11 protein-coding genes and 1 tRNA gene are annotated in these 12308 nt (G+C 61.0%); 8 read left to right on the top strand and 4 right to left on the bottom strand.

The features are described from left to right. The first annotated feature begins 93 nt into the window (after nucleotides 1–93). The 5 genes from pheS to H621_RS0101535 all read left to right on the top strand — a co-directional run bounded on the left by pheS (nucleotide 94) and on the right by H621_RS0101535 (nucleotide 4348). Nucleotides 94–1110, top strand: coding sequence for a phenylalanine--tRNA ligase subunit alpha (pheS, locus tag H621_RS0101515; RefSeq protein WP_028941672.1), 1017 nt, complete (start codon nucleotides 94–96; stop codon nucleotides 1108–1110). Between the two features lie 36 nt (nucleotides 1111–1146). After that, nucleotides 1147–3522, top strand: coding sequence for a phenylalanine--tRNA ligase subunit beta (pheT, locus tag H621_RS0101520; protein ID WP_028941673.1), 2376 nt, complete (start codon nucleotides 1147–1149; stop codon nucleotides 3520–3522). Nucleotides 3523–3525: 3 nt separating this feature from the next. After that, nucleotides 3526–3828 (top strand): integration host factor subunit alpha, encoded by a 303-nt coding sequence (gene ihfA / locus H621_RS0101525; RefSeq protein ID WP_002553164.1) that lies wholly within the window; start codon nucleotides 3526–3528, stop codon nucleotides 3826–3828. After that, nucleotides 3809–4165, top strand: a complete 357-nt coding sequence (locus tag H621_RS0101530; protein ID WP_010222411.1) for a MerR family transcriptional regulator — start codon at nucleotides 3809–3811, stop codon at nucleotides 4163–4165. Before ihfA ends, H621_RS0101530 begins: the two co-directional genes overlap by 20 nt. Before the next feature lie 106 nt (nucleotides 4166–4271). Continuing rightward, nucleotides 4272–4348: transfer RNA gene (locus H621_RS0101535), tRNA-Pro, on the top strand. Between the two features lie 176 nt (nucleotides 4349–4524). Here the strand turns inward: H621_RS0101535 and H621_RS0101540 are convergent. The 3 genes from H621_RS0101540 to H621_RS0101550 all read right to left on the bottom strand — a co-directional run bounded on the left by H621_RS0101540 (nucleotide 4525) and on the right by H621_RS0101550 (nucleotide 5912). Continuing rightward, on the bottom strand, nucleotides 4525–4779 hold the full coding sequence (locus tag H621_RS0101540; protein ID WP_028941674.1) for a Pathogenicity locus: 255 nt from the start codon (nucleotides 4777–4779) through the stop codon (nucleotides 4525–4527). Between the two features lie 193 nt (nucleotides 4780–4972). Then, a complete protein-coding gene (locus tag H621_RS0101545; protein WP_028941675.1) occupies nucleotides 4973–5176 on the bottom strand; it encodes a hypothetical protein in 204 nt (67 codons plus the stop codon). A 163-nt stretch (nucleotides 5177–5339) separates the two neighbouring features. After that, the gene (locus H621_RS0101550) at nucleotides 5340–5912 is read right to left on the bottom strand and encodes a LuxR C-terminal-related transcriptional regulator (RefSeq protein ID WP_028941676.1); all 573 of its coding nucleotides are present in this window, start codon (nucleotides 5910–5912) and stop codon (nucleotides 5340–5342) included. 148 nt (nucleotides 5913–6060) lie between these two features. On the opposite strand from H621_RS0101550, the gene H621_RS0101555 reads away from it, so the two are divergent. Genes H621_RS0101555 through H621_RS0101565 form a run of 3 tightly spaced genes read left to right on the top strand, consistent with a single transcriptional unit; the run spans nucleotide 6061 to nucleotide 10165 of the window. Next, nucleotides 6061–7239 (top strand): thiolase domain-containing protein, encoded by a 1179-nt coding sequence (locus H621_RS0101555; RefSeq protein WP_028941677.1) that lies wholly within the window; start codon nucleotides 6061–6063, stop codon nucleotides 7237–7239. A 2-nt stretch (nucleotides 7240–7241) separates the two neighbouring features. Beyond that, on the top strand, nucleotides 7242–8771 hold the full coding sequence (locus H621_RS0101560; protein ID WP_028941678.1) for a class I adenylate-forming enzyme family protein: 1530 nt from the start codon (nucleotides 7242–7244) through the stop codon (nucleotides 8769–8771). 38 nt (nucleotides 8772–8809) lie between these two features. After that, nucleotides 8810–10165 (top strand): MFS transporter, encoded by a 1356-nt coding sequence (locus H621_RS0101565; protein ID WP_028941679.1) that lies wholly within the window; start codon nucleotides 8810–8812, stop codon nucleotides 10163–10165. 16 nt (nucleotides 10166–10181) lie between these two features. Here the strand turns inward: H621_RS0101565 and H621_RS29385 are convergent, their stop codons facing one another. Beyond that, nucleotides 10182–12308 (bottom strand): methyl-accepting chemotaxis protein, encoded by a 2127-nt coding sequence (locus H621_RS29385; protein ID WP_028941680.1) that lies wholly within the window; start codon nucleotides 12306–12308, stop codon nucleotides 10182–10184.

The following is a 12308-nucleotide window of genomic DNA, read 5'->3' on the forward strand; positions in this document are numbered from 1 at the left end:
AATCACCCGGCGTCATTTCCGGCGCCGGGTGTTAAACGTCTTAATAGGGGAAGAGCCTGCGCTCTTCCCCTATTTTGTATCTGGAGTCTGTACATGGAAAACCTGGACGCGCTGGTCTCCCAAGCCCTGGAGGCCGTGGAACGCGCTGAAGACATCAATGCCCTGGAACAGATCCGGGTTCAATTCCTTGGCAAGAAAGGCGAGCTGACCCAGGTGATGAAGACCCTGGGCAATATGCCTGCCGAAGAGCGGCCAAAGGTTGGCGCGCTGATCAACGACGCCAAGGAGCGCGTCACCGAGGTGCTCAACGCGCGCAAGGCGGCTTTTGAAGAAGCCGAGCTTAGCGCCCGCCTGGCCGCCGAGTGCATTGATGTGACCCTGCCGGGCCGTGGCCAGACCTCCGGTGGCCTGCATCCGATCACCCGCACCCTGGAGCGCATCGAGCAGTTCTTCACTCATATCGGCTACGGCATCGCCGAAGGCCCAGAGGTCGAAGACGACTACCACAACTTCGAAGCGCTCAACATTCCCGGCCACCATCCGGCTCGGGCAATGCACGACACCTTCTATTTCAATGCCAACATGCTGCTGCGCACCCACACCTCGCCGGTGCAGGTACGGACCATGGAGTCCAGCCAGCCGCCAATCCGCATTGTCTGCCCGGGCCGCGTCTATCGTTGCGACTCCGACCTGACCCACTCGCCGATGTTTCACCAGGTCGAAGGCCTGCTGATCGATCGCGACATCAATTTCGCCGACCTCAAAGGCACCATCGAAGAATTCCTGCGGGTGTTCTTCGAAAAGGAACTGGCGGTTCGCTTCCGTCCGTCCTTCTTCCCTTTCACCGAGCCTTCGGCTGAAGTCGACATCCAGTGCGTGATGTGCAGCGGCAAAGGCTGCCGCGTTTGCAAGCAGACCGGCTGGCTGGAAGTCATGGGCTGCGGCATGGTTCACCCGAACGTGCTGCGCATGTCTGGCATCGACCCTGAAGAGTTCCAGGGCTTTGCCTTTGGCATGGGGGCCGAGCGCCTGGCCATGCTGCGTTACGGTGTCAACGATTTGCGTCTGTTCTTCGACAACGACTTGCGGTTCCTTGCGCAATTTCGCTAGGTCGCGCACCCGTAACGAAACTTTCAGGAGAGCAGGATGAAATTCAGTGAAAAATGGCTGCGCGGTTGGGTAAACCCGCAGGTATCCCGAGACGAGCTGGTTGCCCGTCTGTCCATGGCCGGCCTTGAAGTCGACAGCGTTACCCCGGCTGCCGGTCAGTTCACCGGTATCGTCGTCGGTGAGGTGCTGAGCACCGAGCAACACCCTGACGCCGACAAGCTGCGCGTGTGCCAGGTCAGCAACGGCGGCGAGACCTTCCAGGTAGTGTGTGGTGCGCCTAATGTGCGCCCTGGCCTGAAGATCCCGTTCGCCATGATCGGTGCCGAACTGCCGGGCGACTTCAAAATCAAGAAAGCCAAGCTGCGTGGCGTTGAATCCAATGGCATGCTGTGCTCGGCAGCCGAGCTACAGATCAGCGAAGAGAACGACGGCCTGCTGGAGCTGGCTGCCGACGCTCCGGTTGGCGAAGACATTCGCGTATACCTGGACCTGGACGACGCCAGCATCGAGGTCGACCTGACCCCGAACCGTGGCGACTGCCTGTCTCTGGCTGGCCTTGCCCGTGAAGTTGGCGCCCTGTACGCAGAGCGGGTCACTCGTCCGCAAGTTCCCGCCATTGCCGCCGTGCATGACGAAGTGCGCCCAGTCGAAGTCTTGGCGCCGGCTGCGTGCCCGCGTTACCTGGGTCGTGTCATCCGCAACGTCGACCTGTCGCGTCCGACTCCGTTGTGGATGGTTGAGCGCCTGCGTCGCGCTGACGTCCGCAGCATTGATGCTGCCGTCGACATCACCAACTATGTAATGCTCGAATTGGGCCAGCCGCTGCATGCGTTCGATCTCGCCGAAATCAACGGTGGCATCCGCGTACGCATGGCCGAGGAGGGCGAGAAGCTCGTCCTGCTTGATGGTCAGGAAGTAGCACTGCGCAGCGATACCCTGGTGATCGCCGACCATACCCGCGCCCTGGCTATCGCCGGCGTCATGGGGGGCGAGCACAGTGGTGTTTCTGCCACCACGCGCGACATCTTCCTTGAAAGCGCCTTCTTCGAGCCAATTTCGGTCGCTGGCAAGGCCCGTTCCTATGGCCTGCACACCGACGCTTCGCACCGCTACGAGCGTGGTGTCGACTCGCAGCTCGCCCGCGAAGCCATGGAGCGCGCCACTGGCCTGCTGCTGGACATCGTCGGTGGCGACGCCGGTCCGGTTATCGAAACCGTCAGCGAGCAGCATTTGCCGCAGATTGCACCGGTGGCACTGCGTTCCGAGCGCATCAACCAGATGCTCGGCATGAACATGGACACTGCTGAAGTCGAGCGCCTGCTCAACGCGCTGGGCTTGAAAACCAGCGGTGAAGCAGGGCAGTGGCAGGTCGAAGTACCCAGCCACCGCTTTGACATCAGCCTGGAAGTCGACTTGATCGAAGAGCTGGCCCGCCTTTACGGTTACAACCGCCTGCCGGTTCGATACCCGCAAGCGCGCCTGGCCCCGCAGGCCAAGGCCGAAGCCCGTGGCGAGCTGCCGGCCCTGCGCCGCCTGCTGGTTGCCCGCGGCTATCAGGAAGCCATCACCTACAGCTTCATCGACCCGAAACTGTTCGAACTGTTCAGCCCTGGCGTAGAACCGCTGTTGCTGGCCAACCCGATCTCCAGCGACATGGCGGCCATGCGTGCCTCCCTGTGGCCGGGCCTGGTCAAGTCGCTGCAGCACAACCTCAACCGTCAGCAAGACCGCGTGCGTCTGTTCGAAAGCGGCCTGCGCTTTGTCGGCCAGTTGGGCAACCTGCAGCAGCAGCCAATGTTGGCTGGTGTGGTGTGTGGCAGTCGCCTGCCGGAAGGCTGGGCCAACGGTCGCGACACCATCGACTTCTTCGATGTGAAGGCTGACGTCGAAGCACTGTTGGGCTTCTCGGGTTCGCTGGCCGAGTTCAGTTTCGTACCGGGCAAGCACCCTGCACTGCATCCAGGCCAGACCGCCCGCATCGAGCGTGACGGTCGCGAAGTCGGCTACCTGGGTGCGATCCACCCGGAGTTGGCCAAGACCTTGGGACTGGATCGTCCGGTCTTCGTCTTTGAGCTGGTCCTGGGTGAGGTGGCCGAAGGTCGCCTGCCGAAGTTCAGCGAGTTGTCGAAATTCCCGGAAGTGCGTCGTGACCTGGCGTTGGTGGCAGGACGTGATGTTGCTTCGAGCTCAGTGCTTGAAGTAATTCGTGACAATGCAGGCGAATGGCTGACAGACCTCAGGCTGTTTGATGTTTATCAGGGTAAAGGCATTGATCCTGATAGAAAAAGCCTGGCCGTTGGCTTGACCTGGCAGCATCCATCGCGCACTCTTAATGATGAAGAGGTGAATACCGCGACCCAAAACATCCTCACCTCGCTCGAACAAAGGTTGAACACCACGTTAAGGAAATAGCGTATGGGTGCTCTGACGAAAGCTGAGATGGCCGAACGGCTGTACGAGGAGCTGGGCCTGAACAAGCGTGAGGCCAAGGAATTGGTCGAACTGTTCTTTGAGGAAATCAGGCACGCTCTAGAAGACAACGAGCAGGTCAAATTGTCCGGATTCGGCAATTTCGACCTGCGTGACAAACGCCAGCGGCCGGGCCGCAACCCCAAGACAGGGGAAGAGATCCCGATCACGGCGCGTCGAGTCGTCACCTTTCGTCCAGGGCAGAAGTTGAAAGCCCGAGTTGAGGCTTATGCTGGAACCAAGTCATAACGACGAGCTTCCGCCGATTCCAGGCAAACGCTACTTCACCATCGGTGAAGTGAGTGAGCTTTGTGCGGTAAAACCGCATGTGCTCCGTTACTGGGAGCAGGAATTCCCGCAACTCAACCCGGTGAAGCGACGCGGCAACCGGCGGTATTACCAGCGCCAGGACGTGCTGATGATCCGCCAGATCCGCGCGCTGTTGTACGACCAGGGCTTCACCATCGGCGGGGCGAGACTGCGCCTCTCTGGCGATGAAGCCAAGGACGACACTACCCAGTACAAACAGCTGATCCGGCAGATGATTGTCGAGCTTGAGGATGTATTGGTGGTGCTGAAGAAGTAGTCTTTATCGGGCCGGGAATTTTGGAAAAAATGCTTCCATAATTCAAAAGGTTAGGGTACATTCTTCAACGTTCTCAGCAACTAGGGGAACATGCTTCAAGCCCAGTCGGGGCGTAGCGCAGCCCGGTAGCGCACTTGCATGGGGTGCAAGGGGTCGAGTGTTCGAATCACTCCGTCCCGACCATTATTTTCAATGACTTAGCCCAATCTTATCAGGTTGGGCTTTTTCATGCGTGCGGTTTTTCGGGAACATCATCCGATCCGGTCCGCACGAATCGCCTGCCAAGACGAAGATTGCAACCTCAATCAGGTTGCCGAGACAAGTTTGTCTCGGCAACTAGAAGAGCAGAGCCAACGAGCCTACCCGTCCACGCTGCTTCCAATCGACCCTCTGGCAAGATCAACCGCCGCGGTGATGGCTGCGCGGGCTTGTGGACTGTTTTTCCAGCAGGTTGATCCTACAGCTGCCGATGCTTGAGCCAGGATGTCGCCGACATCCGATTTACCCAGCTCTGCCAGCGTTTCGATCCCCATCTGCTCAAGCCGGGTGATGACGGTAGGACCTACGCCTTTGACTGCCAGCAGCGCGGTTCGCTCGTTTGGTGGAAATGGCATCCTTGAAATCCTTTTCGGGTGCGAGAGTTCCTTGGAGCTTGCACTAAGTTTGAGTGCTGCTCAACTGAACCGGTGAAATGGCAGGCAAAGAAAAGCCCGCAAGTAGCGGGCCTAAGGTGTCACGAGAGAGTAGGGGTAATGTGCACCTTGCTCCGTGAAAAATTTGTCAAGGACTGCTCGACGTTCCTCTCGCTCAGACAGCGACAGCGATCAGGTCGATTGTCCTGTCTTGAGCGTCCATGATGAAGTGCAGCGGCATGTGCTCAGGTGTATCAGTGGTTGATACTTCGAAACCACCCACGATCAGTGGCAGTCGAGCTTCCTGCTCAAGCGATTCCTCCGCCAGCCTTTTGACCATTCTCGCGTGGTTCATTGCGATTTCACTGAGCGTCGACACGGTGCATCTCCGATAACAAGCAATTATTGTGGCCGCTGCCGCGTCAGAATTACGTCTTCCCGGGGCCGCTAGAGCCGGCTTGTGCAATAGCCACGCCAGAGGCTGGAGGGAAGTTGAGGTAATATTTCCAAATGCGACGAGTGGCGGGTCGGGGGAGAGCTGCTCAGTTCAACACAATAATCCGCGACACCAATTCTGCACTGTTTTTTGCCTCAAGCTTTTTCATCAGGCGCGCCCGATGCACTTCCACCGTTCGGTGCGAGATATTCAGCTTGCGGCCAATTTCCTTGCACGTCAGTCCGTTGACGATATGGGCGGATATTTCCCGCTCCCTGGGCGTGAGGTTGACGGTAGGCCTGAACACCCGGTCCATACGCTCGAAATGCCACACCATCAATTGGAATGGATCATCCGGGGTCAGGGTGTAGCCATTGGCGCGGGCCCAGAAGACTTCGCCACTGTGGTGCTGCATGAAACGCTCGTCAGAGTAGGCACCGTTCCTGGCGTGACGCAGCCAGCTCAGGCTGCGTTCGCCGATGGCCTGGTAGTCGGCTTGCGACGGGTAGAGCTTGAGGATCAGTTCGCCCATCAGCTCATCACGCTCGTAGCCGAACAAGCTCTGGAAGGCTTCGTTGAGGTCGAGCATGCGGCGGTTGCCGGTGATGACTTGTGGCGCGGGCGACACCTGGAAGGCCAGGCGTTCAAGGTCTTGCAGTTGTCGGGCTGGGTCGGTCATGGGGCAGGCCTCCCTCGTTTCTATGGAGTTTTCCCACGCAGTATCTATCAGTCGGGCTACTCATCCCTATACGTAGTTGCACGAATAGCGAGGGCCTGGAGGTTGGGGCCATTGTAGGGAACGCCTGTTCAACCACAAGGATAAAACCATGGCTACCGATTCCATCAGCATCGTCGCCGCCGCGCATTCGCGTTTTGGCCGCCTGAACGATGCCACGCTGGAAGATCTGATCATTGATGTCACCCGTGCCGCGCTGGCGGATGCGAATGTTGCCGCTTCGGAGATCGACGCGCTGTATCTCGGGCATTTCAATTCGGGGCTGGTTCCCGACGGTTTCCCGGCATCGTTGATGCTGCAGGCCGATCCTGCGCTTCGCTTCAAACCCGCCACGCGTTGCGAGAACGCCTGTGCTTCGGGCGCGGCGGCGATTCAGGCGGGGATCAATGCGATTCGCTCGGGCGCTGCGGAGCTGGTGCTGGTGGTGGGGGCCGAGAAGATGACCTCGAACTCCACCGCACAGGTTACCCAAGCCCTGGCCGGGGCGGGGTATCAGCATGATGCAGAAGAGGCTGGGTTGAGCTTCCCTCAGCTGTTCGGGCTGGCAGCCGCGGGGTACGGCCAGCGTTACCAGAGTCCGCTGGCGGCCATGGCTGCGATTGCCGCAAAAAACCACGACAACGCCATGGTCAACCCGCTGGCGCAGATGCACAAGGCCATGAGTTTCGAGCACTGCAATACGGTGTCCGAGAGCAACCCCCACATCGCCGAGCCGCTGCGCTTGACCGACTGCTCGCTGGTCACCGACGGCGCGGCGGCGATCGTGCTGGCGTCGGAAAAACGCGCCAGGCAGTTCCGTCGTGAGGTGGCGATCCGCAGCATGGCTCAGGTCAATGACTTTTTGCCGCTTTCCCGGCGCGACCTGTTGGCGTTCGAAGGCCCGCAGCGGGCGATCCAGTCTGCCCTGAGCCAGGCGCAGGTCACGCTGGATGAGCTGAACTTTGCCGAGGTTCATGACTGTTTCACAATCGCCGAATTGCTGATCTACGAAGCCATGGGCCTGGCGCCGAAAGGTCAGGGTCATCGGGTACTGGAAGAGGGGATCGTGCAGGCCGGCGGTACTTTGCCGGTAAACCTGTCGGGCGGGCTCAAGGCCAAGGGGCATCCGGTGGGGGCCACGGGGGTGTCGATGCATGCCTTGGCGTTCGGCCAGTTGACCGGCAACCCGATCGGCCTGGCGGCAGCGAATGCCGAGTTCGGCCTGTTGTTCAACATGGGTGGAATGGCGGTGGCCAACTACGCCACGGTGCTGCAGGCGCGGAGGGCGTAACGGTGAATATTGCCAATTGGCTGCATGCCGCTGCCCAGTGCTGGCCCGGGCGTCCGGCGCTGTTCGAAGGGGCGCGGCAGGTTGCCGACTATCAGAGCTTTGCTGCCAGGGTGCGCGGCCTGGCCCACGAGCTGGTTCACCAGCACGGGGTCGAACCGGGTGATCGCGTGGCGCTGTTCATGAAGAACTGCTGCGAGTACCTGGAGCTGATGTACGCGGTGTGGTGGGTCGGCGGCGTGGTGGTGCCGATCAATTGCAAGCTGCACCGCAGCGAAGCCGGCTGGATCGTTGACAACGCCCAGGCACGGGTACTGTTCACGGATGACGGGCAGGTTTTTGCCCCCAACGAGCTGGCCTGCCGCGAGATGGCGGGGCGCAGCCGGACAACGATCGATGTCGGTGGTGTCCAGCCCGTCCCCTATAGCTGCAACGCCGATCACCTGGCCTGGCTGTTCTACACCTCCGGGACCACCGGGCGCTCCAAGGGCGTGATGCTGTCCCATGGCAATCTGGCGGCAATGTCGCTGTGTTACCCGCTGGATGTGGATGCGGTGAGTGCCCTGGACGCCGTGGTGTATGCCGCGCCCATGTCCCACGGTGCCGGCCTGTACAACTTCATCCATGTACGCTGCGGCGCCCGGCATGTAGTGCCCGAGAGTCGTGGCTTCAAGGCCGACGAGCTGTTCGGGCTTGCCACCCAGCTGGGCAACGTAACGCTGTTCGCGGCGCCGACCATGGTCAAGCGCATGGTCGAGCAGGCCCGGTGTATCGGCTATGCCGGCGAAGGCATCAAGACCATCGTGTACGGTGGTGCGCCGATGTACCTGGCCGATCTCCAGGAGGCGCTCAGCACCTTTGGCCCGCGTCTGGTGCAGATCTACGGCCAAGGGGAGAGTCCGATGACCATCAGCGCCTTGTCCCGCGAGCTGATCGCCGATCGTGAGCGCCCGGACTGGTCCCGCATCGTCTCTTCGGTGGGGCGGGCACATGCCTGTGTGGATGTCTGCGTGCTCGATACCCAGCTGCACTCGCTGCCGGCAGGGCAGCCTGGCCAGATTGCCGTGCGTGGGCCGACGGTGATGCATGGCTACTGGCGCAATGAGGTGGCTACACGCGAGGCACTGGTCGATGGCTGGCTGCTGACCGGCGACATTGGCTACTTTGACGATCATGGCTACCTGACCCTCACCGACCGCTGCAAAGACGTGATCATCTCCGGCGGCAGCAACGTTTATCCGCGAGAGGTGGAGGAGGTGCTGGCGCTGCACCCCGAGGTGTTCGAGGTGTGCGTGGTTGGCGAGGCGGACGAAGAGTGGGGCGAGTCGGTGGTGGCCTTTGTGGTTGCCCGTGACAACCAGCCGCTGGATGAACGATCGCTCACGGCCTGGTTCGTCGCGCGCATGGCGTCGTTCAAAAAGCCGAAGAAGTACGTGTTCCTCACCGAATTGCCGAAAAACAGCTACGGCAAGGTGCCCAAGACTGCACTGCGTCAATGGCTGCAGGAGGCTCCCGGTACGGTTGTTTCCCCGTGACTGTTTTCCATCAATAAGAACAAGACAGGAATACTTCTATGGCAACGCGTCAGCACAACCCGGCCCGGCAACGGCGCCGCGCCTTTATCGGTGCAACCTCTGGGCACCTCATTGAATGGTACGACTATGGCGTGTACGGCTTTCTGGCGGTGTACATCGGCCAGGCGTTTTTCGTCTCCGACGACCCGACCACCAGTTTGCTCAGCAGTTTTGCCGCCTTTGCCTTGAGCTTTTTCATCCGGCCACTGGGTGGTCTGTTTTTCGGACCGCTGGCCGACAGGATCGGCCGGCGCAAAACGCTCATCACTGTCCTGGTCATGATGGCAGGCTCCACTTGCCTGTTGGGCATGCTGCCCACCTACGCCTCCATTGGTATCGCCGCGCCGATCCTGCTGGTACTGATTCGCTGCGTTCAAGGCTTTTCTGCCGGTGGCGAGATCGGCACCATCACCAGCTTCATCTCTGAATATGCAGGGCCCGGGCGGCGGGGCTTCTCTACCTGTTGGCTGATGGTGACCGCTGTGCTTGGCCTGGTGCTGGGTGGTGCGGTCGCCAATGGTATGACCTGGCTGCTGGGTGCGGAAATGATGCAGGACTGGGGCTGGCGCATTCCGTTCCTGGTCGCCGGCCCCATGGGGCTGATCTCCATGTACATTCGCCTCAAACTCGAGGACAGCCCTGAGTTCCTGGCGCTGCAGAGGGCCGGGGAAACTTCGAAGGCACCGCTGCGTGAAGTGTGGCAATGGAAGCGGGCGATCACCCTGGTGTTTTTCATCATCACCCTGCACAGCTCGATCTTCTACCTGGTACTGACGTTCGCCTCCACCTACATGTCGCGGATCCTCAAGTTCGACAGTGGTACCACGCTGCTCTACGTGTTCATCGCCAGTTTGACGGCCGCATTCGTCATGCCGTTTGGCGGGCTGTTCACCGACCGCTACGGGCGCAAAACTTTCCTGATAGTGGTGGGGGTATTGGCAACGCTTTCGATGTACTGGTTCTTCAAGGCGGCGCCCACGGCCACGCCGGGTTCGTTCTTCCTGCCGTTGATGGCGGTGGCGATCTTCTTCGGGCTGTATGCCTCGTCCACCTACGCCACCATGAGCGAACTGCTGCCCACGCGCATCCGCTCCACGGGGATTGCGGTGGCGTACAACATTCCGGTGGCGGTGTTCGGCGGCAGTGCGCCGTTCATTTCGACCTGGCTGATCCAGCAGACCGGGGATATTTCGTCACCGTGGTACTTCTACATCGGCACCGGGGTGGTGTCGCTGATTGCTTTGGTAGCGCTGCGCAAGGAAGACTTCGTAGCCTGCCAAGGGGCTGGGGAGTCCCCTCGGCCCGCAGCAGCGAGCTTGCCCCTCCAGCGCGATCTTCCAACCACATCGCGGTAGTGCAGCAAGGCGGCTTCTACACTTTGAACGTCGCCATCAGCCCTTGCTGATGATTGGCCAGGCGGTTCAACGCCTGGCTGATCTGTGCCGACTCCTCAGCCTGCCCGGATAGCGATTCGGTCACGTCTCGGATGCTCGCTACATTGCGGTTCACCTCTTCAGCCACCGCGCTCTGTTCTTCGGCGGCCGAGGCAATCTGCAGGTTCATGTCGGTGATCACTGTCACCGCCTCGCCAATCCGCTGCAGCGCCGGCAGCGCCTGCTCGGCCTGGCTCACGCTGCTCTGAGCCTGACGATGGCTGCTGTGCATCGAGCCGACTACCTCGCGCGTACCTTGCTGCAGCCCTTCGATTACCACGCGGATTTCATCCACCGAGTCCTGGGTGCGCTTGGCCAGGTTGCGCACTTCATCTGCCACCACGGCAAAGCCCCGGCCCGCTTCACCAGCACGGGCCGCTTCGATCGCGGCGTTCAGGGCGAGCAGGTTGGTCTGCTCGGCGATAGAACGGATAACCTCAAGTACCGATCCGATCTGCTCGCTGCGGCTGGCCAGTTGTTGCACTTCTTCCATGCCGGCGGTCATCTCGCAGGCCAGTTGTTCGATAGCGCGGGTAGTGGTGCGAATCAGCGCCAACCCTTCACGGGTAGCCTGGTCGGCACCGCGCGCCGCTTCCGCCGCCTGGGCGGCGTTGCGGGCAACGTCCTGGGCAGTGGCGCTCATTTCCTGCGAGGCAGTGGCCACCTGGTCCACTTCGCGAAATTGCTGCTGCATGCCGGCGCTGGTCTGGCTGGCGATGGCTGCCGACTGGTCGGCAGTGCCGCGTGCATCCTGTACCGAGGTTTTGACGTCGGCAATTACGGGTTGCAGCTTGTCGAGAAAACGGTTGAACCAACCTGTCAGTTCGCCCAGTTCATCCTTGCCGTTGTAGTCCAGGCGGCGGGTGAGGTCGCCTTCTCCGCTCGCGATGTCCTTGAGCATCGCCGCCACCTTGAGGATCGGCCGGGTCACGCCACGGGCGGTCATCCAGATCACCAGCAGCCCGAGCACGGCGGCGCCCAGAGCCATGAGCAGGCTGGTCAGGTTGGCGCGGGTATTATGGGCGTCCAGGCGCGCATTGAGCTCAATGGCCGGGGCCTGCAATACCGCTTCGGGTACTTCCAGCAGTAGGTTCCACGGCTGCGCACCGGGTACCGGCACAAACGGTTGGCTGACCTGGAGCATGCCATCGCTGGTGAATTCGGCCGCCTTGCCGGCGCGGATCTGTGCGGTGAGGGCGCTGGCTTGCGGGCCGAACACTGCCTCGAACTTCTTGCTCAGCTGGCCGCCGTCACGGCTATGCCCGGCCAGCAGGCCGGCAGGGCTGATGATGCTGACCTGGCCGTTACCGTCGAACAGTTCCTGACGACCCTCAAGGCTCAGTTGCTGCAGGTTGTCGAGGCTGATGTCCAGGCCCATCACGCCGATCACCTTGCCGCCCTGCTTGAGCGGGATGGCAATGCTGGTCATCAATGGCGTACGGTCGCCGACGGTGTCGAAGTAGGGATCGATCACGCAGGTTTCGCCGGTTTCCAATGGGCAGGTCAACCAGCGGTTGTAGGCAAAACCGTTGGCGCCCAGGGTGGTGTCGGCGAGCATGGACTCAGGCATCGCCTCGGACTCCAGTTGGCCGGGCTTTGGTTGCGACCAATACAGGGAAAAGCGTCCGTTCTCATTGCTGCCCAGGTCGGCCTGATCGATGAAAGCGCTGTCCTTGCCGTCGAGCGCATCGGGCAAGTACACCAGGTACAGGCCCAGCAGTTCCGGATTGTCGCCCAGTGCCGTTTTCGCCTGCGCCGTCAGCACCTGGCGCAGGTTATCGCTGCCTTGCGCCTTGAGCGCCGTCATCAGGTGGGCGACGCCGTTGCCATACAGGTAGGCATCCTTGAAGTAACGCTGGATGCGCGACGCCTGCAGCTGGGCATAGGTGTGCAGGCGCAGGCGGGCGTTCTGGTCGAGCATCTGCGTGTTGGCGCTGTTGACCAGGGCGGCACTGCGACTGGATTGAAACAGCGCCGCCGCCATCAGCACCGCGACGATGGCCAGCAGGCACAGGCCTGCCAGCAGGGTGATCTTCCATTGAATCAGCAGGCGGCGCAGCAGCAT

The organism is Pseudomonas vranovensis DSM 16006, from assembly GCF_000425805.1.
Taxonomy (GTDB): Bacteria; Pseudomonadota; Gammaproteobacteria; order Pseudomonadales; family Pseudomonadaceae; genus Aquipseudomonas; species Aquipseudomonas vranovensis.

Coding starts and splice junctions, on each gene's coding strand:
- pheS (WP_028941672.1), top strand. CDS start 94: ATGGAAAACCTGGACGCGCTGGTCTCCCAAGCCCTGGAGGCCGTGGAA.
- pheT (WP_028941673.1), top strand. CDS start 1,147: ATGAAATTCAGTGAAAAATGGCTGCGCGGTTGGGTAAACCCGCAGGTA.
- ihfA (WP_002553164.1), top strand. CDS start 3,526: ATGGGTGCTCTGACGAAAGCTGAGATGGCCGAACGGCTGTACGAGGAG.
- H621_RS0101530 (WP_010222411.1), top strand. CDS start 3,809: ATGCTGGAACCAAGTCATAACGACGAGCTTCCGCCGATTCCAGGCAAA.
- H621_RS0101540 (WP_028941674.1), bottom strand. CDS start 4,779: ATGCCATTTCCACCAAACGAGCGAACCGCGCTGCTGGCAGTCAAAGGC.
- H621_RS0101550 (WP_028941676.1), bottom strand. CDS start 5,912: ATGACCGACCCAGCCCGACAACTGCAAGACCTTGAACGCCTGGCCTTC.
- H621_RS0101555 (WP_028941677.1), top strand. CDS start 6,061: ATGGCTACCGATTCCATCAGCATCGTCGCCGCCGCGCATTCGCGTTTT.
- H621_RS0101565 (WP_028941679.1), top strand. CDS start 8,810: ATGGCAACGCGTCAGCACAACCCGGCCCGGCAACGGCGCCGCGCCTTT.
- H621_RS29385 (WP_028941680.1), bottom strand. CDS start 12,308: ATGCTGCTGCGCCGCCTGCTGATTCAATGGAAGATCACCCTGCTGGCA.